General features: G+C 35.8%; 21 protein-coding genes. 11 read left to right on the top strand and 10 right to left on the bottom strand.

The window, feature by feature from the left end:
• Positions 1–4: 4 nt before the first annotated feature.
• Positions 5–481 (bottom strand): 30S ribosomal protein S7, encoded by a 477-nt coding sequence (gene rpsG, locus ACPF9A_RS14130; protein ID WP_133686477.1) that lies wholly within the window; start codon positions 479–481, stop codon positions 5–7.
• A gap of 23 nt (positions 482–504) precedes the next feature.
• Positions 505–879 (bottom strand): 30S ribosomal protein S12, encoded by a 375-nt coding sequence (rpsL, locus tag ACPF9A_RS14125; protein ID WP_027064832.1) that lies wholly within the window; start codon positions 877–879, stop codon positions 505–507.
• A 399-nt stretch (positions 880–1,278) separates the two neighbouring features.
• On the opposite strand from rpsL, the gene ACPF9A_RS14120 reads away from it, so the two are divergent.
• The 7 genes from ACPF9A_RS14120 to rlmB all read left to right on the top strand — a co-directional run bounded on the left by ACPF9A_RS14120 (position 1,279) and on the right by rlmB (position 11,393).
• Positions 1,279–4,515, top strand: coding sequence for a SusC/RagA family TonB-linked outer membrane protein (locus ACPF9A_RS14120; RefSeq protein ID WP_423997951.1), 3,237 nt, complete (start codon positions 1,279–1,281; stop codon positions 4,513–4,515).
• 16 nt (positions 4,516–4,531) lie between these two features.
• Complete coding sequence (locus ACPF9A_RS14115) at positions 4,532–6,175, top strand: SusD/RagB family nutrient-binding outer membrane lipoprotein (RefSeq protein WP_423997949.1); 1,644 nt, start codon at positions 4,532–4,534, stop codon at positions 6,173–6,175.
• A 17-nt stretch (positions 6,176–6,192) separates the two neighbouring features.
• Entirely contained in the window at positions 6,193–7,512 is a 1,320-nt protein-coding gene (locus ACPF9A_RS14110; RefSeq protein ID WP_423997947.1) for a hypothetical protein, read from the top strand.
• Positions 7,513–7,598: 86 nt separating this feature from the next.
• On the top strand, positions 7,599–8,942 hold the full coding sequence (locus ACPF9A_RS14105) for an aryl-sulfate sulfotransferase (protein ID WP_423997945.1): 1,344 nt from the start codon (positions 7,599–7,601) through the stop codon (positions 8,940–8,942).
• Positions 8,943–9,079: 137 nt separating this feature from the next.
• Positions 9,080–9,823, top strand: coding sequence for a hypothetical protein (locus tag ACPF9A_RS14100; RefSeq protein ID WP_423997943.1), 744 nt, complete (start codon positions 9,080–9,082; stop codon positions 9,821–9,823).
• Positions 9,824–9,825: 2 nt separating this feature from the next.
• On the top strand, positions 9,826–10,587 hold the full coding sequence (locus tag ACPF9A_RS14095; protein WP_423997941.1) for a hypothetical protein: 762 nt from the start codon (positions 9,826–9,828) through the stop codon (positions 10,585–10,587).
• A gap of 71 nt (positions 10,588–10,658) precedes the next feature.
• A complete protein-coding gene (rlmB, locus tag ACPF9A_RS14090; protein ID WP_423997939.1) occupies positions 10,659–11,393 on the top strand; it encodes a 23S rRNA (guanosine(2251)-2'-O)-methyltransferase RlmB in 735 nt (244 codons plus the stop codon).
• A gap of 7 nt (positions 11,394–11,400) precedes the next feature.
• Here rlmB and ACPF9A_RS14085 read toward each other — a convergent pair whose 3' ends face one another.
• Positions 11,401–12,138: a rhomboid family intramembrane serine protease gene (locus ACPF9A_RS14085; RefSeq protein WP_423997937.1), complete on the bottom strand. Its 738-nt coding sequence runs from the start codon at positions 12,136–12,138 to the stop codon at positions 11,401–11,403.
• Positions 12,139–12,285: 147 nt separating this feature from the next.
• Here ACPF9A_RS14085 and ACPF9A_RS14080 point away from each other — a divergent pair, with 147 nt between their 5' ends.
• Positions 12,286–13,563 carry a replication-associated recombination protein A gene (locus ACPF9A_RS14080; protein ID WP_423997935.1) on the top strand — a complete coding sequence of 426 codons (1,278 nt, stop codon included), beginning with the start codon at positions 12,286–12,288 and terminating at the stop codon, positions 13,561–13,563.
• Here the strand turns inward: ACPF9A_RS14080 and ACPF9A_RS14075 are convergent.
• From ACPF9A_RS14075 to radC, 6 genes are all read right to left on the bottom strand, one after another.
• Positions 13,560–14,462, bottom strand: a complete 903-nt coding sequence (locus ACPF9A_RS14075) for a hypothetical protein (RefSeq protein ID WP_423997933.1) — start codon at positions 14,460–14,462, stop codon at positions 13,560–13,562. The two genes, ACPF9A_RS14080 and ACPF9A_RS14075, sit on opposite strands and share 4 nt — an antisense overlap.
• A gap of 77 nt (positions 14,463–14,539) precedes the next feature.
• Positions 14,540–15,982 (bottom strand): DUF5723 family protein, encoded by a 1,443-nt coding sequence (locus ACPF9A_RS14070; protein ID WP_423997931.1) that lies wholly within the window; start codon positions 15,980–15,982, stop codon positions 14,540–14,542.
• Positions 15,979–16,554 (bottom strand): hypothetical protein, encoded by a 576-nt coding sequence (locus ACPF9A_RS14065; protein ID WP_423997929.1) that lies wholly within the window; start codon positions 16,552–16,554, stop codon positions 15,979–15,981. The genes ACPF9A_RS14070 and ACPF9A_RS14065 overlap by 4 nt, the downstream gene beginning before the upstream one ends.
• Before the next feature lie 21 nt (positions 16,555–16,575).
• Positions 16,576–17,265: a YjjG family noncanonical pyrimidine nucleotidase gene (locus ACPF9A_RS14060; RefSeq protein ID WP_423997927.1), complete on the bottom strand. Its 690-nt coding sequence runs from the start codon at positions 17,263–17,265 to the stop codon at positions 16,576–16,578.
• The gene (locus tag ACPF9A_RS14055) at positions 17,258–18,505 is read right to left on the bottom strand and encodes a polysaccharide deacetylase family protein (protein WP_423997925.1); all 1,248 of its coding nucleotides are present in this window, start codon (positions 18,503–18,505) and stop codon (positions 17,258–17,260) included. Before ACPF9A_RS14055 ends, ACPF9A_RS14060 begins: the two co-directional genes overlap by 8 nt.
• 48 nt (positions 18,506–18,553) lie before the next feature.
• Positions 18,554–19,252 (bottom strand): RadC family protein, encoded by a 699-nt coding sequence (gene radC / locus ACPF9A_RS14050; protein ID WP_423997923.1) that lies wholly within the window; start codon positions 19,250–19,252, stop codon positions 18,554–18,556.
• Positions 19,253–19,314: 62 nt separating this feature from the next.
• Between radC and ACPF9A_RS14045 the strand changes: the two genes are divergently transcribed.
• Positions 19,315–19,758 carry a DUF1569 domain-containing protein gene (locus ACPF9A_RS14045; RefSeq protein ID WP_423997921.1) on the top strand — a complete coding sequence of 148 codons (444 nt, stop codon included), beginning with the start codon at positions 19,315–19,317 and terminating at the stop codon, positions 19,756–19,758.
• A 205-nt stretch (positions 19,759–19,963) separates the two neighbouring features.
• Here ACPF9A_RS14045 and ACPF9A_RS14040 read toward each other — a convergent pair whose 3' ends face one another.
• A complete protein-coding gene (locus ACPF9A_RS14040) occupies positions 19,964–21,319 on the bottom strand; it encodes a UDP-N-acetylmuramate--L-alanine ligase (protein WP_423997919.1) in 1,356 nt (451 codons plus the stop codon).
• A gap of 251 nt (positions 21,320–21,570) precedes the next feature.
• Here ACPF9A_RS14040 and ACPF9A_RS14035 point away from each other — a divergent pair, with 251 nt between their 5' ends.
• Entirely contained in the window at positions 21,571–24,423 is a 2,853-nt protein-coding gene (locus ACPF9A_RS14035; protein ID WP_423997917.1) for a gliding motility-associated C-terminal domain-containing protein, read from the top strand.
• A 3-nt stretch (positions 24,424–24,426) separates the two neighbouring features.
• On the top strand, positions 24,427–25,380 hold the full coding sequence (locus ACPF9A_RS14030) for a PorP/SprF family type IX secretion system membrane protein (protein WP_423997915.1): 954 nt from the start codon (positions 24,427–24,429) through the stop codon (positions 25,378–25,380).
• The last annotated feature ends 1 nt before the right edge of the window (position 25,381 follow it).

Below are 25,381 nucleotides of genomic sequence, written 5' to 3'. Positions count from 1 at the left end.
CCGATTAGAATCTAAAGTGAGAGAATGCTTTGTTTGCTTCAGCCATCTTGTGCGTATCAGTTCTTTTCTTAACTGCTGCACCTTCTTCTTTAGCTGCTGCTAAAATTTCTCCTGCCAACCTTTGAGCCATACCTTTTTCGTTACGCTTTCTTGCATAACTAATCAACCACTTCATGGCTGTTGATATTTTACGGTCTGGTCTAATCTGCATTGGAATTTGAAATGTTGCACCACCAACTCTTCTACTTCTAACTTCTACGTGCGGCATAACATTACTTAATGCATCTTTCCAAAGTTCTAAAGCCGTCTTCTCTTCATCAGTCTTCTTTGCATCTACGATATCTATTGCATCGTAAAAAACACCAAAAGCAACTGATTTTTTACCATCCCACATCATCATATTGACGAAACGTGTCACCAATTGATCGTTAAATCTTGGATCTGGTAAAAGTGGTCTTTTCTTTGCCTGTCTTTTTCTCATTACTTCCTTTTAAACAAGTTTAATTAATTCTTAGGGCGTTTTGCACCATATTTAGATCTACGTTGTGTTCTACCGGCCACACCTGCTGTGTCCAATGCACCACGTACAATATGATACCTTACTCCTGGTAAATCTTTAACTCTTCCGCCTCTTACTAATACTATCGAGTGCTCTTGAAGATTGTGACCCTCTCCCGGAATGTAAGCATTTACTTCCTTACCGTTAGTTAACCTAACCCTTGCTACTTTTCTCATAGCTGAATTTGGTTTCTTTGGCGTGGTAGTATAAACACGTGTACAAACACCCCTTCTTTGAGGACACGAATCCAAAGCAGCCGATTTACTCTTCTTAGTAATCGTCTCTCTTCCTATTCGTACTAATTGTGATATTGTTGGCATACTATAATAATATATAAAATTACCCCTACTTTAAGGGTCGGCAAATGTAGTAATATTTCACTAACTTTCAAACCAAGTTGTATTTATTTTCATTTTTTTTTAATTCAACAAAAATTAACATGTATTAACGATTGTTAATTTACCCTTAAAAATATTGCAAATAATATATAAACCCAGATAGGATTAAAATTGAATAAATAGCAGCTTTTTCTGATATATTCGACAGAATTGCGAATATGATAAAAAAATACCTGTCGAATTATATAACTTTAAATATGGATCGTGTTTTATCTGTAACTTCTGATTTTATAACATCTTCTTAAAGTTTTATTAAAATTCTCTTGCTTTATTAACACATTATTGTGATGTTTGCTGCTAGCTAATTCAAATAATTTAAAAATGAGAACAAAACTAAATGGATTGTTAACGCTACTACTAGCGTTAGTTGTGCATATTTCTTTTGCACAACAAAAAACAGTATCCGGTACGGTTACTGATCAGGCAGGGCTTCCTTTGCCCGGAGTTAACATTGTAGTCGAGGGTACCACAACCGGTACACAATCAGATTTTGATGGTAACTTTAGTATTTCGGCCTCTCAAGGTCAAACATTATTATTTACCTACATTGGACAAAAAGCAGTTCGCCAAGCAGTTGGCGCATCAAGCACTGTTAATGTAGTAATGCAAGAAGATGCTCAGGCATTGGAGGAAGTTGTTGTTACTGCACAAGGTATTAAAAAGGAAAAACAAGCCTTAGGATATGCCGTGGCAGAAGTTGACAAAGAGCAACTTGAACAACGAGCAGAAGGTGACGTTGGTAGAATCTTAACAGGTAAGGCTTCTGGGGTAAACATTACATCTCAAAGTGGTCTTTCTGGTTCTGGTACTAGTATCGTAATTAGAGGATTAAGTAGTTTCAGTGGTAGTAACCAACCCCTATTTATTGTTGATGGTGTTCCTTTTGACAGTGGAACAAATGGACAGGCACGTAATGGTGATGACAATAGTTTTGTTGACGGTAACAACGGATCAAGTAGATTCTTGGACTTGGATCCTAACAACATCGCTAGTGTAAATGTATTAAAAGGTCTTGCTGCCGCAACATTATATGGTACAGCTGGTCGTAATGGTGTAATATTGATTACAACAAAAAACGGTGCGCCTGGAACAGGTGGTGTTAAAAAGAATGAAATTACAGTTAGTAGTTCTTTATTCTTTAATGAAATTGCATCCTTACCGGATTACCAAGATGAGTACGGTAATGGTTTCGATCAAGCTTTTGGTTGGTTCTTTAGTAACTGGGGACCAAGTTTTAATGAAGGTGGTATTTCCGGATGGGGAAATCAATCTGCGATAGATGAAAACGGAACTTTAGCACATCCATATTCTACGTCAACCTCTGCAATTCAAGCAGCTTTTCCTGAATTACAAGGAGCGCGTTATGATTGGAAACCTTATAACAGTGTTGAGAAATTCTTTAGAACTGGGGTTGTAAAGTCAAATTCTGTAAACTTTAATGGTTCATCAGATGATAGCAAAATTTCATATAATGCCAATTTTGGTCATTTAGATGATGAAGGATTTACACCTGGTAACAACTTAAAAAGATATACTTTAGGTTTAGGAGGTAGAGCTATTCTATCTAATAAATTTACTGTTTCTGGTACTATGAACTTTTCTAACACTAACTTTAAATCGCCTCCGGTTGCTGCAAGTACTGGTAACAGCGTATTTGGTGATGGTTCATCTATTTTTGCAAACTTATGGTATACACCGCGAAGTATTGATATTCAAGGCTTACCTTTTGAGAGCCCTGTAGATGGTAGTAGTGTATATTACAGACAGAACAACAGTATCCAACATCCATTATGGACCGTTGCAAATGCAGTAACTCAACAAGTAACAAATCGTGTATTTGGTAATGCTGCTTTAGCATATGACATTAATGACAACTTAAATCTTATTTATAGATTTGGTTTAGATGTATATTCTGAAAACAATATCAATTCTCAGAATAAAGGTGGTGTAGGCGGTAGTGTTGCTACACAGAGTGGTATATTACAAACTTGGAACAATACGAACACCATACTAGACCACAACCTTATTCTGACCGGGCAATATGAACTTTCAGAAAAAGTAGGTTTTTCCTTTAACACAGGTGCAACCTCAAGAAGGGAAGTATTTGACCAAAATGGAGTTGCTAGTTCTGGACAAAATGTATTCGGAGTATTAAGACACTTTAACTTCGGTCTACAAGATGAAATTCAATTTTCTACGGAAAGAAATATAGTTGGTTTATACGGTCAATTAGATTTTGATTATGATAGAATGGTATACTTAACACTTTCTGGTAGAAATGATTATGTTTCAAACCTTTCAAGCGAAAATAACTCAATCTTTTATCCAAGTGCAAGTGTATCAATCATACCAACGAAGATATTTCCAGGCTTACAAAGTCAAAACGGAATTAATTATATTAAATTAAGAGCTGGATATGGTACATCAGCAAACTTTCCTACGGAATATCCTGTAGCCTCTACTCTAGATCTAGATACTCAATTTTTTCAAGATGGATCAGGTCAAGATGTAGTTGCTAATACTAGTGCAGATGACTTAGGTAATCCATTGTTAAAACCAGAATTACTATCTGAAATCGAAGTAGGTATAGAATCTAGATTTTTTAATAACAGATTATCTTTAGATGTTTCCTATTACGACAGAACAACAACAGATTTGATTATTAATAGACCTTTAGATCCGTCAACCGGTTTTACAGATACACAGACTAACATTGGAGAAATAAAATCCAATGGTGTTGAATTGGATGCAAACCTTGCACTTTTTAGATCAGAACAAGAGGGAGGATTCAATTGGAATATAAATGCCAATTGGACCACCAATGACTCTGAAGTAACAGACTTAGGAACTGACACCGATATTGTTGTATATTCTGGATTTACGAATAGAGGAAACGCAGCAATCGTTGGAGAGCAATTAGGTGTAATCGTTGGTAGTAGAATTCAACGTTCTGAAAGCGGAGAATTTTTAATCAATGATGCTGGTAATTATGTTGAAGAAGAAGGAACTTTTGTAATAGGAAACCCTAATGCAGATTGGTCTTTAAACATTAGTAATTCAATGCAATTCAAAAACTTTTCATTTAATTTCTTATTAAATTACACACAAGGTGGTGATATATATAGTAGAACTGTTTCTACCCTATTAGGACGTGGTTTGACTACGGATACCGTAGATCGTGAAAACACTTTCATTTTACCAGGTGTACTAGCAGACGGTAGTGCCAACACACAACAAATCAACAACTCTACCTTCTATTTTGATAACATTTTATTTGGTCCAGATGAATTAGGTATCTATGATGCCTCAGTAATTAGATTACAAGAGGTATCATTAGGATATTCTTTACCTTCTAAATTTTTGGATAAAACTCCATTTGGAAGTCTAAGCTTTACACTTTCTGGGTTTAACTTATGGTATAATGCCATTAACATTCCAGACGGAACTAATTTCGACCCTAACGTAGCAGGTGTTGGTGTTGGTAACGGTACTGGATTTGACTACCTGAACGGTCCTAGTTCTAAAAGATATGGATTTAGTGTTAAAGCAACATTTTAATTAAAAAAAATTATTGATGATGAAAAAAATAATTAAATACATCGCTGTTGTTTTTGCCACTGGAGCACTATTTAACTCCTGTGAAACAACAGAACTGGGTTTGACAGAAAATCCAAACGCACTGATCCCAAATCAGGCAGATCCCGACTTTTATTTGAACGCTGCTCAGCAAAGATTTGCAGAAGTAGTTGAAGAATTAGGTGAGGATGGCTCAGAAGTTGTTAGAATGGAGCAAATGGGTACTAGAATTTACCAAAGTGCTTATTCTCCGTCAAATTTTGATACCGCTTGGGAAAGAGCATATCAAGAAACAATTAAAAACATTCGAGACATGAATGTTTTGGCCGAAGAGGCAGAATTATTCTATCATATAGGTATGGGACAGCTAATGGAAGCATACACCATGACACTTCTTGTTGATTATTTTGGTGATGTTCCTTACTCAGAGGCATTTCAAGCTCCAGACATACTAAATCCAAAACTAGATCCGGGTGCAGATATTTATTCTGCTTCTTTAACTCTTTTGGATGAAGCTATTGCCAATTTCGGAAGAACGTCTACGTCAGATCCAGCAATTGATTTTTACTATGATGGAGATGCAACTGCATGGATCAAGGCTTGTAATACCCTTAAATTACGTATATATCTAAATCTTGGGAATACTGCAGCTTTTAACAGTATTATTTCCTCTGGAAATTATATTCAAGATGCTTCAGAAGATTTTCAATTTACTTGGGGAACTAACGCTGTTCAGCCAGATACACGTCATCCTGGTTACGGTCAGAATTATACAGATCAAGGTGCTGGTGATTATCAGTCTATTTGGTTGATGGATATTATGCAGAACTCTAATGACCCTAGAATTAGATTCTATTTTTATAGACAAAATGCAACCGTACCAGGTGCTCCTGGAGTTGCACCAAACGAAGAAACTATAGCTTGTTCATTAACTACAGCACCTGCACATTATATTGCCGGTGGTTATGCTTACTGTTCACTTCCTAACGGATATTGGGGTAGAAATCACGGTGACGATGCAGGTGGACCTCCAGATGGTCTTTTGAAAACAGCTCCGGGAGTATATCCAGACGCTGGTCAATATGATGACGACAGCTTTGGAGAAATTTCACTTGGTTCAGGTGGTGGAGGTGCAGGTATTACACCTATGCTATTATCTTCTACAGTAGATTTCTGGAGAGCAGAAGTATTAGCAAATACTGATATCGAATCAGCAAAACCATTCTTGATTTCAGGAGTACAAAAGTCTATTGACAAAGTAAGCACTTTTGGTTCACTTGATCCAAATGCTGACTTATCAGTAGGACCTACCGCAGCAGATATTTCAACTTTTGTTCTCTTAGTCGGTACTGAGTTTGATGACGCTGAAAGTGAAGAAGAAAAGTGGAACGTAATAGCTGATCAATTCCTTATATCCTTAAAAGGTAATGGACATGATGGGTTTAATTTTTACAGAAGAACTGGATATCCAACGGATTTAGAACCAAATTTAGAGCCGGATCCAGGAGCTTTTATTAGATCTTTCTTCTACCCTGCAAGTGCTGCGAGTGCTAATCAATTTATAGTTCAAAAGCCAGGTGTTGCCGAACAAGTATTTTGGGATACAAATCCAGCATTTCCAACTTTTCCAGTTGCTAACTAATTCTAAAATTCGAGATAATGAAAAAAATAAATTTATATACAATAGCTATAACCTGTTTGGCACTTGCAGTTTCTTGTGAGAGTGATAACAAGGTGATAGATGACGTGTTAGAAACCTTTACCTCTGGAGCCGTGCTTCGGACTATAGATTCTGATGGTTCCTTTGACATGTTTAGAACAGAAAACACGTTTTCTGTAAATATTGAGGAGCAGGATGAAAATAACGGTGAACTGATCGATAGAGTAGACATAACGGTAGACTTCGTTGATAACAACAAGGAATTAGCAGACGACACCACGTTAGGTGTTGCATTTGCCACTTTAGCGGCAAGCGATTTCACTATTAATGATAGAGGTTTGCCAGCAGCTGATTTTGCATATACTATGGAGGAAGCTTTAGCTACATTGGGCGTTGATATTGAATCCGTTTTACCTGGAGATAATATTGCAATTAATTTAGAATTGTTTTTCACGGATGGCAGGTCTTTTAAAGCTGCTGATGCAGCAGGAACTGTAACCGGTGGATCCTTCTTCTCTTCTCCGTTCGCATATTCTTTGCTTATAGATGATGGTATCGAGTTTGATTATGAGGTTAACACTTCCGATGAAATTGATCTTTCTGAAGGTGCTATTAACGAAGATTACGAAGTTTCTATTTCAATAGATGATGACAGTGAAGGTAGTTTACTACAAACATTGAACATCTACCGTACTCTTAGAGATTTAACAATTGGTGAAGATGGTACTAACTTAACTGAGGCAGAGGCTTTATTCGATACTTTCGAAATTGCTGATTTAACCTTAGAAGAAGGAGCTAGAACTTTAGAACTAGATTATACTATTGCTGAATTATTAGGTGACAATGTTGCTCTTACCGATTTATCTGTTGGAGATGACATACAATTGCGCTATGAAATTATTACTACTGATGGTAGAATAGTTACTACAGATGAAAATGACACTGAGTATTTTTACTCTATTGTTACATCTGAATGTGTTCAATTAAATGCCGATGCACCATTTGCCGGAGAGTACACTATTAACATGACCGATTTATATGGTGATGGTTGGGATGGAGCTTTCTTATCAGTAACTATAAATGATGGGGAAACCCAAACATTTACAGTTGAAACTGGTGATTCAGCTACTGGTACTTTCACAGTACCTACAGGTGCTACATCATTAGTAGTAACCTATACAAACGGTGCTTGGGAAGATGAGCATGTCTATGAAATAATAGATCCTAATGGACAAAAGGCAGCCATTGGTGGTCCATTCCCTAGAGATAATGCAGCACCAGCTGTAGCAAGGGAAGTAGAATTAAAGGTTTGCGAATAACTAACGTTTAATTTTTATTGAATTCAAAAGGCCACTGTATAGTGGCCTTTTTTATTTATATTAGTAGGTCAATAATTGATAATATAATGAACATAAAACATATTCTTTTTTTAACTCTTATCATATTTTGGTCATGTACTAATGACAAGAATGTTGTGCCAATTGAAGAGGAAATTTTAGACATAGAAAAAGTTGAAGAAGAAGAAGAAGAAGAAGAAGAAGAAATTGTCGATACCGATAATCCTAACCCGATAGGTGATTCTGCGGGTACGGTAGATTTTTTTAATAAAGATTTAGTCGACGAAAACTACATACTAGTAAATGATGCAGGAAATAATTTTGTTTTTTTGATGGATAAAAACGCAAATGTATTGCATCAATGGAATTTAAATGGTGGAGACCTGGGTAATGACTGCGAACTTTTACCAAATGGCAAATTGTTAACCATGGTTGAATCTGACGACCCAAAAATACTTTTAGGTGGATTTGGTGGCAAAATTGAACTTATACAGAAAAATGGTACTGTTGACTGGAGTTTCATTCACTCAACAGATGATTATATTTTACATCACGATGCTGAAATGCTTCCAAACGGAAATGTTTTAATTCAAACCTGGGAAAAAAAATCAAAGGAAGAATCTACAGAATTCGGATATCAAATGGATATAACATTATATCCAGACGGTATCATAGAGGTAAATCCAAATACAAATGAAATAATATGGGAATGGCATATGTGGGATCATTTAATACAAGATTTCGATGATACGAAAGAAAATTATGGAGCAGTAAATGAAAATCCACAATTAATTGACATCAACTACACACAGCTTGAAAGTGGAGACATTTCACACGCAAATGGTATATCATACGACCCTAACAAAGATATCATTTACTTAAGCGTAAATTTTTATAGTGAGGTTTGGGTTATAGATCATAGCACTACTACCCTTGAAGCATCTTCAAATAGTGGCGGGGCATACAATAAAGGGGGAGATTTAATCTACAGATTTGGAAACCCTACAGCTTACAAAAATCTAATTGGAGAAAGGTTATTTAATAATAATCATTTTCCTAATTTATTAGATGGCGAGGATGAAGGAAAAATGCTTATCTACTCTAATGGCGCCGAACTAAATCAATCTACAGTCTACGAAATAAGATTACCAAATGAATTTACTTTAGAACCTAATACAAATAATGAACCTGAAATTATTTGGCAATTTACTGACCCTGAATTATACTCACCAAAGGTATCTGGTGCAGTAAAATTACCCAATGGAAATGTTTTAATTTCTGAAGGAGATTTTGGACTTTGGGAAGTTACCCAAACCAAAGAAGTAGTTTGGAAGATGCAGGGAGATGGATTTTATTGGAGAGCTTATAGTTTCAGCATAGATGATCCTGCAATTTTAGATCTACTACAATAATTATATCTAAAATATATTTTGATAAATAATTGACTTAAATATTATATACTTTATAATATTCCATCCTATTAATTAGTAAAAAATCATAAAAAAGTTCCCAACTTATAAGTAAATTTCATGAACCAATATCAATGACAATGAAGAATTTTTTTTTAACGATTACTGTATTATTATTTTGTCAAATTTGTCAATCGCAAAATTTAAGTACAGCCCCAACCTCGGAAGCTGATATGTTTAGCAATGCCAGAGGTGGTAGTCCTATGTTAAATTTGGTAATGATGGATCTAAGAAATAATCAACAACAAAAAGATCTGGGCGAAGTCGTAGGATCCCCGTACTCGACTCCAAATTTTATAAAAAGCTCATTGTATTACGGTGAAGAATCTCAAGGCCAGTATTATGTTCGATATAATGCCCTAAACAGTATAATAGAAATTAAAAAAACTTCATCTGCCGAAGAAGAGCCAAAACAACTTTATGCAGATAAAGAAGTAAGAGTAAAATACTTAAATAAAGAATTACGTTTCACCACTTACATAGATAAAAAAAATGAAACTAAGAACGGTTATCTTTCTCTTATTTATGACGGAAAAAAATACAAGCTTTATCACAGGTTAGCCGTTAAATACGCTGAAGGAAAAGCTGCAGCCAATTCTATGGTATCAGATATACCAAGTAGATTTGCTCACTTTGAAGAATATTACTTTCAACAAGAAGGTGTTAATAGAATAGATTTCCTTCCGTCACAAAATGGTAAATTCTTAAAACAATTTGAAAAAGAAGTACGAGAGCAACTTAAAACTTTCATTCAGGAAAAAAACATTAACTTAGGTAACGAAGATGATTTAACTCAAACTTTTGAATTCTTAAATACTCTATAGTTATGAAAAAAATTATTCTATTTCAACTTTTAATACTTTTTGGCGTATTTATAGGTAGTGCACAAGTATTTGGTGAGGCACCGGGAGCCGGAACTTCAGCAGAAAGCAACATTTATTCTAATTTTCAAAAGAAAACTCCGATGATGCAAGAATTGTTTCAGAAGATTAGAAATAGTAGTTCTGAAATAAAATATGATTTAGGAGAAACAATTGGATCGCCATTTGAAAATAAAGAGTATAAAAATGCAAAAGTTCTTTATGATGGAGAGTTCTTAGGTGATTTTTATTATCGGTTCAATGCCTATAATCAAGAAATTGAATTAAAAAAAACAGACTTATCTGAAGAAAAAATACAAGCGCTAATAAAACACCCAAAAGTAACATTAGCCGCCAATGATGAAAGTTACGTTTATAGATTTATGCAAACGCAGAACAAAAAAACTGAAGAAGGTTACTTAAAATTATTTTACGAAGGTGATACCTATAAATTATACGAAAGGTATTTTGTAAAATTTAAAGAGGGTAAACCGGCAGAAAATTCTATGGTTACGGCGATTTCAAGTAAATTTTCAGGTTATACCGAATATTATTATGGAAAAAGCGATAATAATATCATTAGCGAAATTCCTACGAAGCAATCTAAATTTTTAAAAATATTACCTAAAAAACAAACTGATAACATTAAAGATTACATTGAATCAAATGATATTGATTTAACCAATAAGAATGACTTATCAGTTATATTTAATTTAATGGAAGAATAAATCTTGTTTAATAATCTTAATATTTAAAACCGCCCAACAAATGTTGGGCGGTTTTTATTTACCTTTACCCCATGCAAAAAACCACTCAAATTTATGGCTTAAGAGCCATTATAGAAGCTGTCAATTCAAATGAGGAGATAGATAAGGTATTTCTACAAAAAGGTCTTAAAGGAGATCTTATGAAGGAACTGGAAAGTTTGTTGCGTCGTAATGAGATCAATATGGTCTATGTACCTATTGAAAAATTAAATAGGCTTACCAAAAGTAACCATCAAGGTGCTGTTGCCAACATCTCCCCTATCGAATTTCACACACTTGAAGATTTAGTTGAGAAAGCGAATGAAAAAGAAGGTCCGGCTTTATTCTTATTACTTGATCAATTATCTGATGTACGTAATTTTGGGGCTATCATTAGAACTGCCGAATGTACTGGTGTCGATGGTATCATTGTTCAAAAAAAAGGTGCCGCCCCTGTAACGGCAGATACCATTAAAACTTCAGCTGGTGCCGCATATAGAGTGCCGATTGCAAAGGTTGATCATTTAAAAGATGCCGTTTTCTATTTACAGGCATCGGGTATTAAAATTGTATCGGCTACTGAAAAAACAGATGATTCTGTGTATGATGTACCCTTTACCGATTCTATTGCAATTGTAATGGGGGCTGAAGATCGTGGTATTACACCTTCTATTTTGAAAGCTTCTGATTATAGAGCGAAATTACCGCTACTTGGAGAAATAGAATCATTGAACGTATCGGTTGCTTGTGCTGTATTCTTATACGAAGCAGTTCGCCAACGTTTGTAATTCAACATTACATTTTAGATTCATTTTCAGAATTTTCTTTAAAGATGTAGTTAATTTTTAAACTATTATCTTCATCGATATCTTGCTCCGTGGATAATTCCCTAAAGTTTCCGTTTTCGTCAAAGTGTCTCAGAAAAAGGTCATCATCCTCATTAAAACCTTCTTTTTCCCATTCATATTTCTTCGTTGGTGGTATGCGTGCTTTTACAATCTTAGCTAAAAACAATCCGGTTAAGAAGCCACCTAAATGTCCTTCCCACGACATTCCTTCTTTTACAGGGAATATATACCAGAGCATGCTACCGTATATAAAAACAACAATCAGTGACAAGGCTACCAATCTAAAGTAAGAGCTAAATATCCCCTTGAAAAAAATAAAGCTTGCTAGAACATAAATGAGTCCGCTTGCACCAATGTGGTAAGATGTACGACCAATCATCCATGTTAAAAATCCTGATAACAGTATTCCATATAAAACCACCTTCCACGCAACATCTCTATAAAAATACCACAAGGCGGCGAGTAGAATTGCTAAAGAGATCGCATTGTTATATAAGTGCTCTAATGATCCATGAATGAACGGACTCAATACAACCCCACGTAAGCCAAGCGCCGTTCTGGGCATTACTCCCATCTCGTTAAAATTGACACCCATAGCTATTTCTAGCCAATACACGCCCCATATCAAAATCATTGCTAATAATGGAATAGCAATTACTTTGTTAGAAAATTTATAATGTGCCATTTCAGACATGCGTTCGATTTTGTTTTTGAATAACAATTATACTACCAACGTTTACAAATTGGTCATATTGTCATTCTAAACCTTACTTAACAATCAATTGGCACACTACTTTTTTATTCTCATTTAAGTTTAGTATACTTTTGTCCTATGAACGAACCTTTAGCAGAACGCGTACGCCCTAAAACATTAGATGAGTATATTAGCCAACACCATTTGGTGGGTGAAAAGGGCTCATTAACGCATCAAATTAAAAGGGGCATTATTCCTTCTTTAATACTTTGGGGACCTCCAGGTACAGGAAAAACCACTTTAGCTAACATTATTGCCGAGCAAAGCAAAAGACCTTTTTATATTTTAAGTGCTATTAATAGTGGTGTTAAAGATATAAGAGACGTCATCGATAAAGCAAAACAAGCTGGTGGATTATTCACTGCCAAAAATCCCATTTTATTTATTGATGAAATTCACCGTTTCAGTAAATCTCAACAAGATTCTCTTTTGGCTGCGGTTGAAAAAGGGTGGGTGACGTTAATTGGTGCCACCACAGAAAACCCAAGTTTTGAGGTTATACCCGCACTACTCTCTCGGTGTCAAGTTTATGTTTTAAATGCCTTCGGAAAAGAAGATTTAGAGAACCTCATAAAAAGGGCAATGGAGAAAGACACATTGCTTAAGTCTAAAATAATTGAACTTAAAGAAACGGAAGCTTTACTTCGTTTATCTGGCGGTGATGGCAGAAAATTACTTAATATTTTTGAGCTAGTCGTAAATTCCGAAGCAGGCGAAACTATCGTTATTACCAATGAATTGGTGTTATCTAAAGTTCAGAAGAATACGGTGTTGTATGATAAAACAGGCGAGCAACATTATGATATTATATCGGCTTTTATAAAATCTATTAGAGGTAGCGACCCTAACGGAGCCGTATATTGGTTGGCACGAATGATCGAAGGTGGTGAAGATGTAAAATTCATTGCCCGTAGAATGCTTATTTCTGCATCTGAAGATATCGGTTTGGCAAACCCGACAGCTTTGGTAATGGCAAATACTACTTTTCAAGCGGTTACCGCTATTGGTTACCCCGAAGCGCGAATAGTGTTAAGTCAATGTGCAATTTACCTTGCAACCTCTGCAAAAAGTAACGCAAGTTATATGGCAATCGGTAAAGCGCAACAAGCTGTAAAACAAACCGGAAACCTTACCGTACCATTACCTTTACGAAATGCACCTACTAAACTAATGAAGGATCTGGGATACGGACAAGAATATAAATATGCCCATGATTATCAGAACAACTTTGTAGATGCCGAATTTTTACCCGATGAAATAAAAGGAACTGCATTTTATAAACCTGGCAATAATGCCAGAGAAAAAGCCCTTAGCGATTTTCTAAAAAACAGGTGGAAAGCAAAATATGATTTTTAGAATTTGATATTTAGTTCTTCTTGAACCAATTTATCATTCTCATAATATTCAAAGACCCAGTTACCATCTTTTTGGTACACCATACCATTTTTGGTATCGGTTGTAGCCATAAAGACATTGTCAGCTGAGCTTTTTAATAAATTCATTCTAACCTTAGGCGAACTATCTACCAACTGAAATCCATTATCAGTTGCTTGCGCATACCAAATGTCTTTTGTACTTGGCTTTTTAGGCTCTAAACTTTTAAACGCAGGTTTTTCGATTTCTGTTTTCTTAATATTCGATTCAACCGGGGTATTGTCTTTATAATACTGCGTTTTCTCCGTTTCTTCAGAAATTATGGTTGGCTCTCTTTTTACATTTACTTCTTCCGTTGCCTTTTCTGCTTGTAGAATTTTATCGGCTTTTGACACATCAAGCTTTTTAACGTCATTTCTAAAATTAACGGTAACGGCTTCACTCTTTTCGTTTTTAGCTTTATAGCTATAACTCATATCATTAAATGAGCGCATAGACTCTCTAATTGTTTCATTATAGGCTGCCTTATATTCTTTCTCTTTACTCACACCCTGCATGGTACTGAAAACAATTTTATCATTACAATCTTTTAGGTTGATAATGGTCTTGGTAGAAAACATACTACTGTCATCTTGCAAATCAGCTATAATACCTAAGCATCTATTAAATTTTAAATCTTCTGGCAATTGATCATCATACACGGTATTAAATCCTTTTCCAGTAAAAAGATGCTTCACCAATGTACTAGTCTGATATTCGTTCATATTCTTGAATGCATCAAACTTTTTTGGAACGATGACATACTTGTAATCATCTAAATTAGTTTGGGCAAAAGTAGAATATCCTATAAATGTAAATAGAAGTGCGATAACTGTTTTCAAAACGTTGTAAATTTTAAATTCACGGTAATATATGAAAAAAGCATGCCAAAAAAATAAAAAGCTACGAAGAAGCTATGTTACTTATTGCGCCCCCACGATATAATGTTCAATCCGAATTGAAATGATACATAGTTACTTGCTGCGATATTATTATAAGACAGCAAGTTATCTGCCATCATGTATAAATTAACAGGACCGGCTTGTAAGTTCATTCCTAGACCTACATTAGTATAAGAAAATTTATCGACCGTATAAGTACCTTTAAGTGCCAAAATATTTCCTATTCTGCGAGTATAAAATCCGGTGAGTGCCATTTGCGGGCCTCTTGGCCGATTGATCATGTAAAGTTGACCGCCAATAGAGTTTCGATACTTGGTACGCAATTCGCCACCGCCAGAAGAACCGGCTGTACAATCGCAATTTTGCGACCCACCATTACCAACGGGCTCACCAAAATCGTTTCTTAATGATGCATACAGTTTTGTCGGTCTAAAAGAAATATAGCTATTCGTGTCGGTTTCAAAAGGCAATTCAGCTTCGACCTCATCTACCAGATCTTGCCAAAAATCTCTATCGAGGTTCGCGAAATTATTTAAGATATCTATTTCGATACCTTCAACTGTTGTGTTCCCTTTTAAGCTGTAACTTTTTGTATCTCCAGAATGATAGATAAATCCTAGGTCCAATAAACTACCCGTTACAGTAGTACGTTCAGATAAGTGATAGGTAAAACCAAGATCCAGACCTAAACCAAGATCACCACCAAAAAGCGCCCTACTCAGAATTTCATTTGCAATAGCATCATCATTATTGGCATTTCTTAAACTTCGAAGTCCAGATGTGCGTAAAAGTAAATCAGCATTCAGATTACTAGCGATGATGTTATTTTGACCTTCTACATTACGCAAATGCCCGTTATTATCAGAAGAACTATAATCTGCTATGGCTGAATATAATTTGGCTCTTGCACCAATAGTTAGATTTCGGTCAATTTTTTTGTTGACACCGAAATGAATAACATTCACCAAAGAGCCACGAACTTTTAAATCGCCCAAATCGTAACTTCTACCCAATTGATCTGCATTACCGTCATATAAAAGATATGCATAATCTTGCGGCCAGTAGCCTATATTATCAAACTCTATATACCCCCCAAAGGAGTAGAATATATTCGGATTCTCACTTCTGAATCCGCCACTTAAATATTCCATTTGAATATTAGCACTCAACTCATCTTTAGGTGTAAGCACATCTAAAGCCCGCTCCCTAAATTTTATATTAATATCTACCCCGTCATTGGCGAAAATATCATTAATAGATATAGCATTAGAACCACCATACCCAGAGATACCAGATAATAAAGGCACACCTGCATACCATTTAAAATCAGATTCTACACCGGGGTTTACAGAAAGAGATTGCGGTATTTCATTAAAATCATAAAGTATTTGCTTATTCTGAGCCTTAAGACCCAAAGTAAACAGCATACTAATAATAAAAAGGCAACGGAATAATCTCATCGCAATTCTAATGTGAATTTTGCGCTAGAACGAAGCACTATTGAAGGATCTACCAAATTAGACTCACTACTATTATCGCCAAGATTAATGGCTGTTAATCTAATTTTAGAAGTTATTTTTATAATATCGAGACTTTTACCTGTTGGTCCATAAGCCACATCTCGCATTAAGACCGACGTGGGTGCGGCATCCATACTAAAAACTTCGGTATCTAAAATATTCTCGGCCTCATCTAAAAATTCAAGCCTAATTTCTATTGGTTTGCTGGTCGTATTTTCTAACTCATAACTAATGACGCCAGATATAACTCTTTTGGTAAAAAAAGGCTCTTCAAAAGCATCAAAATTAAATTCTTGGGTGTAAAAACTTAGTCCCGATACCCTATTAATCAAACTCTCTTGAGCTTTAACGTAAAAAATACTGGTTTCTAAAGTTGGCGCAACCGCCAAAGCATCTATTTGGTCAAAATCTTGACTCTCAGAACAAGAAGTTACCAGTAGAAAACCGAACAATAATAAACATAGAATACGTACCCCTTTCATCGCCACTTTAGAATTTAAATGCAAAAGCATTAATCTATAGTAGTAGTAACTCTATAAAAGCGATTTTATTTCTTGTAAATCATAAATAATAGGTGCTACTGTATGGGTTTCTTCCTTGTGGGCATTAAAGTGTATGGTGTGTAGACCTACAGATTTGGCTCCCATGATATCTGCCTCTAAACTATCGCCGATCATTAATGACTTTTCAGGTAGTGCGCCAGCTCTACTCAATGCCAAGTTAAAAATTATCGGATTGGGTTTTTTCACGCCCGCCATCTCCGAGTCTATAATCTGATCAAAATAGTTATGAATACCAGAGTTTCTGAGTTTCTTGTCTTGAACTTCTTGAAAACCATTGGTAATAATATGGAGCTTGTATTTAGGCTGCAGATAATCTAAAACCTCGATAGTATTAGGAAAAAGGGTGTTAAATGAGGATAAGTGATTTATATATTCTTCGGATAACAGGTTTATTAAATCATCGGATGCAGGATACCCCATAGTATCAAAAACAGATTTTAACCGCTGATATCTTAACTCAATTTTTGTGATTTTTTCTTCACGAAACAATTTCCAGAATTTTAAATTGGCAGGCATATACACCTCTAAAAAATCAGGTAGCGCTATGTCTAATTTTTGATCATCAAATATTTTTTGAAAAGTAAGTGCCGAGTTTTTATCAAAATCCCACAGGGTATGATCCAAATCAAAAAATACATCGGTAACTTTATCTTTAAACATGTTGTTGCTTTATTATTTCAGTATATAAACCCATCCAATCTCGATCTTCGTTGTTGCCCAACACCTCGTTTGAAAACATCGCGATCAGGGTTCCATTCACCTTTTTAACCTCGTTCGTTATGAGCTGAATTTGACGAAAGACATCTTGATCTTTTTTAATTTTTGACAACGATATATCATGAATCGCAAACGGATGCACTTTTATAGGCTGCTTTACTTCTAACGGTATATCGTAAAATTGAAACGTAGTGCACGTGCCCGCTCTAAACCCAAGCTCAAAAGTATAGCCCATGGTATAATCATTGGTAAATTCTGCGGCAATAAGATTACGGTAGGTTTGTGGCACATCGACCCTATTATATCGCATTTTAGAATTGTTTACAGGTCTATTGATAACCACTTCTAAATTGGCTTTCTCTTTCTTTAAAAGCTCTAGATCAGAAAATGAACTATAGCTAGCTGCCAATGATACCGGCACATAATCTGCTACATATTTTATAAGCGACTTAAATTTAATACTGTTGGTAGATACATTTTTATCATACTTGGAGTAATCTGCAAACTGAAAGAAAAAATTACATTTTACATTGTAGTTTTTGTGCAGGGCAATTAATTCGGCATAATTATCATAAGGATCTTTCTGTCTATTTAAACCTACTGCTATTCTATCTACAACTCTTTTAAATTTGAATGTCCCTATATCCATCAGCATTCCTACCAAGCCGCGAACTACTCCTCTATTTGCATAGCAGTGAGACGTTGCTACATCAATTACCGATACAAAATCATATGTTTTACCCTTATGCTCTAAATCTGGAAAACGCTCTTTTAGCGCATCCAATAATTTAAGAGCCCAAATATCTACAACGGGTTTTTGAAGGAATCCGTTTTGGAAAGCGATACTATCTTTCGGAGAAAATCTACCGTGAATATCCTTTACATGCGGTAAGTACTCTTCATACCTTGAAAGAAGAAAAAAACTAGCGGCAAAAATATCAAACGGCAAATTACTACGCTCCCCTGCTTGAAAAAAGCAAGGTACATCTTCCCACACCGCAATATTTAATTCAATATCGTTAATGCCCTGCTCAAAAAGCAATTCGTTACTACGAACAAAAAATTCGTTCTGTAGTGGTTGTTTTGTATAGGTTATTTTTGGTCCGGTATGTTTTATAAACTCCTCTACCTTAGTGGTAAAATCAAGTTCTATACCCAATATATTCACGAAGATATGCCTCATGATATAGGTAAGACGTGGTGTGATTTTATGTGTATAAATCAATAACATCTATAGAATTTTTTCATCTGCAAAGCTATAGTAACTTTTTTGGGTAATGATCAAATGATCCAACACTTTAATATCTAAAGTTTCACTAGCAATTTTTATCTTTTGTGTAATCTGTTTGTCTGCAGCACTAGGTCTTAATGTACCAGATGGGTGATTATGGGCCAAAATAATTGCCACCGAACCAAGCTCTAACGCTTGTTTCATCACAATACGCACATCTACCAAAGTACCGGTAATACCACCTTTACTCAACTGTGCTTTATGTAGTACTTTGTTGGAGTTGTTAAGAAAGAGAATCCAGAATTCTTCATGTTCCAAGTCGCCCAACAGCGGTTGTAAAATCTCGTATACATCTTTACTACTTCCTATTTTTTCAATTTTGGCGGCATCTTCCCCCCTTCTTCTTCTACCTACTTCTAAAGCAGCTGCTATGCTTACTGCTTTTGCTTCGCCAATACCCTTAAAGGTCATTAACTGTTTTATAGAAAGTCGACCTAATTCGTTCAGGTTGTTATCTACAGATGCCAAAATACGTTTAGACAGTTCAACCGCACTTTCTGCTCTACTACCCGAACCTATTAAAATAGCAATCAATTCAGCATCAGATAATACCGAACGACCTTTGTGTACTAACTTTTCTCTTGGCTTATCATCATCTGACCAATTTTTAATAGATAACGAATTTGGTTTATCGTGCATTGGCTAAAGATACAGAACAAATTATTTTATGGTAAATTTATACATCAATTAAAAAACCAACCATGAAATCGATTTTAAACGAAGAGGCATACCAAGAAATTAAAGGTAGAATTGAGCAACTTTCAGAAACCTCTGAAAAAGGTTGGGGAAAAATGACCGTTGGGCAAATGGTTTGGCATTGCCAGTACCCCTTGAAATTAGCTATTAAGAATACACCCAATACTTCTAAAGGCAATTGGTTCGTAAAAACGTTCTTTAAAAAGTCGTTATATAATGATAAACCATGGCGTAAAAATTTACCTACCGCACCTCAGCTAAAAACTAAAGAAGATAAAGTCTTTAGCACTGAACACGACACCCTAAAAACTTTGGTGAATGATTTTTATGCGGTTCGTGATCGCGAAGAATGGTATCCGCACCCTGCATTCGGACCGTTTACTAAAGAGCAATGGGGACAAATGCAATACAAACATTTAGATCATCATTTAAAGCAATTCGGCGTTTAGTTGGTTGTTGAAAAAAACAAATTTAAGTTCAAGTTCAAAATCAAGTTCAAGTTCAAGCTCCAAAATACTTAGTACTTTTTACTTAATACTTTGTACTCATTACGTAGTACTCTTAACTCTATTATCTATTTTCTCTAACCCAACTTTGTATCTAGTACTTTTTACTTAATACTTATTACTTTGTACTTAATACTGTACTTCCAACTTAACCCATCAACTCTTGAAATCTCTTCACATCGAATCCGCCATAATTACCTGAACTCATAAGTAACAATGTAGTATTATCGTAAGGCTGACTTTCCAAGTATTCATGAAAGGAAGCTGCATCGGTAAAAATCTTTAAGTCTTTTCTTTGAAAAGCTTCTGAAATTTGTTCGGGAGTAACGGCTTCTAACTTCTTAATTGCCACAGATTCTGGTAAGAAGAAAATAACTGCTTCATCAGCAGCATCTAAAGCACCTTTATATTCCTTTAAAAATTCCGGATTAAAACTGCTGTATGTATGCAACTCTAAACAGGCAATCAGTTTTCTATTTGGGTATTGCTCTTTCACAGCTTTTGTAGTAGCAGCAACTTTACTTGGGGAGTGCGCAAAATCTTTATAGGCGATACTTGAATTACCCTCTGCTATTTTCTCTAAACGTTTAGATGCTCCTTTAAATGTGGCAATAGCTTCATAGAAATCATCTTCATCAACACCCATGTTTTGGCAAATCCATTTTGCGCCTGCCAAATTACTTAGGTTATGTTTTCCGAATACTTCAATAGGCATCGGTCCCTCATTCGTTTCCAACAGCGTTTCTCCGTCTTCAACACTATATTCAGGTGTAGTATACGGTAATTTTCTAATGGCATTTATAGAGGCTTCAACGATTTCTTTTACGGTTTCGTCTTCTATATTATAAGTTATAGAACCACCGTTAACGATACTATCAACGAATATTTTAAACTGCTCTACGTAATTCTCAAAAGTCGGGAATACGTTAATATGATCCCAAGCTATACCGCTTAACAAGGCAATATTAGGTTGGTATAAATGAAATTTAGGTCTGCGGTCTATCGGTGACGATAAGTACTCATCGCCTTCTAGCACGATAAAATCATTATCCTCGGTAAGGTGCACCATTCTATCAAAACCGTCTAATTGTGCACCTACCATATAATCAACCTCTATATCATGAAAGTTAAGCACATGAAGTATCATTGAAGTAATGGTTGTTTTACCATGGCTACCACCAATAACTACACGGGTTTTATTTTTAGATTGCTCATATAAAAACTCAGGATAAGAATAGATTGTAATCCCTAGTTCTTGCGCCTTCAACAATTCTGGATTATCTGCTTTGGCGTGCATACCTAATACAATAGCATCTAGATCACTAGTAATTTTATCAGAAAACCAGCCAAACTCTTCGGGTAGTAATCCTTTTGCTGCTAATCTAGACTTAGAAGGTTCAAAAATGACATCGTCACTACCAGTAATAACATATCCTTTGTATTCTAGAGCCAACGCTAAATTGTGCATGGCACTTCCTCCTATTGCTATAAAATGTATTTGCATTCCTAAAATTTAGGTGGCAAAGATACGTATTGTGCAAGTATTATTATGGAATTCCTACAAAACTAGAACCTAGTAAATTCCCATAAAAAAGGTAATATCATCGACGAAATACGTTAATTTTTAACACTCTCCATCACATTTAATAGTATTCACCCTACATAATGATACTTTCACAACATATAATTTCCTACAAATATTAAGGGAAATACCTTTATTCCCTATTCATATATTCAACAACCAACCCCCTATTAATGAATAAATTAAAACTTAAGTTCTTTGCCGTTGTGCTTTTTTTACTCGGTTTTTCAAACTTAGCCGAAGCACAATGCGCAGGTAATGATGCTAACATTATAGTCTGTGAAAAAGATGCAGATGATGCTAATCGTAATTTTGCATTATTCCCACGCTTAAATGGCACACCTACTGCTGGTGGATCATGGTCAACCACGAACCCAGAAAATTTCTACGCATTAAACCAAAGTACCGGTATTGTAGATTTATGGCGTATTAATAACTATGGTACGCACTCTTTTGTATACACAAACACCGATTGTAACGAAACTGCTACCGTAAACATAACTTTAGGTGGTTACCCCGGTGAAGATAATATTGATGGTAGCGCAAATGCCTGCGGAGATGACCCTAACGTCAACCTACATGGTTTTCTAGGGAGTAATGTAGATGGAAAAGTTCAAGATTTCAATGGACTTTGGGAAGAAGACTCAAGTACCTTTACCGGTCAATTAAATGATAATTTTTTTAATGCCCTACAAGCAGGACCCGGTATATATACTTTTACGTACACCGTACCTGATGTAGATACTTGTTCAGGTAGGACTTCTACAGTAATTTTAGAGGTGCACCCACCGCCAAACGCAGGTAGGGCTCCCGCACTGATCTTTTGTGCTGGCGATGATTTATCGGGCTATACTGCATTTGACCTTAGTGAACAATTGCAAGGTGAAGACCCCAATGGAACTTGGACAGAAAATGGAACGAACCAATTAAGCGACCTCAACGATTCGGTCATTAACATTCAAGAAATGTATGACAATTTCGGGTATGCAGATTTCACCTTTAATTATACCGTTTTCCCTAGTCACCCAGTTTGTGAAAAAAGAATTTCTGAAGTAAGCATACGAATATTGCCTATACTAAATGGAACAATTGACACCGTTGATATCTGTGTTGGGTCAGCATATGTAGTTGATATAGATTATGACGATACTCTTTTGCATAATGGCCAATTTATAGTACAATATCTTGTCAATAATTCTTTAGATGAAGCACCAACGACATTAAATGACGGAAATGGAAGCTTTGTAATTGACCAAGGTTTGGTACCCTTAAATGAAGAAGTAACCTTAGAAGTAATTGGGATAAGAAGCGTTACCCCACCACGAGATGTTTGCCCTAGAGTTGTTGTACCGCCTACCACCTTTTTGGTAACCAGTTCAGATATTACTGCGCAAGATATATGTATACAGACAGCAAATACGATTCAAATCATTGATATTCTTGATGTGGATGGAAATTTCGCCACTGGCAATTTTTCAATGACCTATACGTTAAGAAATCCTGATGGCAGTATTATACATTCAGATTTGCTCGAGCTTGAATTTACCAATGGTAATGCTTCGTTTATAATACCTTCAAGTAATTTTAATTCAGATGGCGAATACAACATTAGAACAACACTAACAGGTATTTATGCCACAAGCTGTCCATTAGCAGATTCTTTTACGGTAACCCCGTTACCGGAAGCTATTCAGTTAGATTTGATTATAGACAACAATTGCGATGCCACACAGATAGATGTGCTTGTTGATGCACCTATACTGCCAGATGGCACCTATACTATTACTTATGATGTTACTGAATTAGGTTCTAATACCGTGCTTACCACCAATACTATAAATTTTACAGGCGGTACAGCGGAAAATCAAATAGATGTAGATGCTTTACCTATAGGTAATTATACCGCTAGTGTTCGAAGCATTCAAAATGATACCACACCCTGCCGATTAGATTTTGAGTTTGAAGAGAGCGAAAATTTCTCAAGAGGCGGAGTGCCAGAAGCTCCTGTAGCCGATGCCGACCAAACCTTTTGTTTGAGTGATTTTAGTGAAGCACCCACATTGATGGATATTAATGTTACCGCAGAAGGCGATATCTTATTTTACGATACTGATACAGACACTAATATTCTACCGATTTCTACTGTTCTGATAGACGGTGAAGATTATTTTGTAACCAATAGCGACCCACTTACCAATTGCGAAGGTACTGAACGTGTTCAAATAACGGTCAATTTTAGTAATCCTGATGCGCCTACAAGTGATAATAGTACTCCGTTATTCTGTGCAGAAACGAATCCGACATTGTCGAATATTAGTGTAAATACAATTGCAGGCAGTTCGGTTTCATGGTTTAGTGCACTCTCTGGCGGTACTGCTTTAGACAATGCTACAATTCTAGTAGATGGTCAAACTTATTTTGCTGCTACAAATAATGGAGGTTGTACAAGCACTGAACGATTAGAAATTACGCCGACCGTAATTACTGTGGCACCATCAGCGTTATCTTCAGATATGTTGTCGGTTTGTGGTTTAGATGACCCTACGGTTGTAGCATTAAGAGCATTAGAAAACGAAACAGATAATGAAGTATTCTGGTTTACAACAGAAACTGGCGGCACAGCGCTTACAGATGATATCCCTTTAGTTACAGATACTACGTATTATGCTGAAAATTATAATTCCGTTACCGGATGTTCTTCTGCAACACGTGTTCCTGTAACTGTAGATTTCAGCAATTGTGATCCCGAAAATTATGACTTTTTCATACCCGACGGGTTCTCACCAAATGCCGATGGCAGAAACGATACATTTTTCATTCCTAATATAGAAACCATATTCCCAAATTTCACTTTAGAGATTTTGAACAGATACGGCACAACTTTATTTACAGGTGACAAAACCAACCCCGCTTGGGACGGTAGAAAAGGATCATCTACGGCACCAAACGGAGTCTACTTCTATATTATCAATTATAACAAAGGCAATTCAGAACCTATTCAAGGTCGCTTATACTTAAACAGATAACCCATGCACAAGAAATTAACAAACACACCTTGGGGTATTTGCATAGTTATGCTTTTGTTCCTTTTAAAAACACAGGCACAGCAAGACCCGCAGTATACGCAGTATATGTATAACATGAATGTGGTCAACCCTGCTTACACAACCAATGAACCTGGCATGCTTAATTTTGGTACGCTATACAGAACCCAATGGGAAAATGCCGTGGGTGCACCAAAAACGCTGACCTTTTTCGCCCATACTCCGTTATCAGAAAAAATTGAAATGGGGGCATCTATTATATCAGATGATATTGGCGATGGTTCGTTGAAAGAAAATAACATTTATGTCGATTTCGCCTATATACTTAAGCTAGATGAACAAAGTAATTTGAGTTTAGGTCTAAAAGGAGGTATCACCACGTTCGAGACTAATTTTAACGGATTCAGACTACCAGAGGTTCAAAATGACCCTGCTTTTAATGAAAATATGAATAACACCTTCCCAAATGTAGGTATTGGTGCATTTTATAATAGAGATAAATTTTACGCAGGTTTGTCCATTCCAAATTTATTGACTTCTAAACATTTAGAAAATAGAGATGGTCTAAACCGTATTGGGTCAGAAGCTATTCACCTTTTTGGTATGGCGGGTTATGTATTTGACATTAATCCTAACCTGAAACTAAAGCCGTCTGTATTAACCAAAATGGTATCGGGCGCACCAATTACTGCAGATGTCTCTTTCAACGCCTTATTCAACAATCGTTTTGAAGGTGGTGTCTCGTATAGGTTAGATGATTCTGTTAATGCAATGTTCAATATTGCGGTTATACCTTCTGTACGAATTGGGTATGCTTATGATTACACCTTGTCTAATTTAGGCGCATTCAACAATGGATCACATGAAATTTTCGTGCTGTTCAACCTAGACCTTTGGGGACTCAAAAAAGGCTATGATAAATCTCCTAGATTCTACTAAA

The organism is Maribacter sp. IgM3_T14_3 (assembly GCF_049603095.1).
GTDB lineage: Bacteria > Bacteroidota > Bacteroidia > Flavobacteriales > Flavobacteriaceae > Maribacter.
The sequence above is the reverse complement of the archived record's forward strand: the minus strand, read 5'-3'. Positions and strand labels throughout refer to the sequence as shown.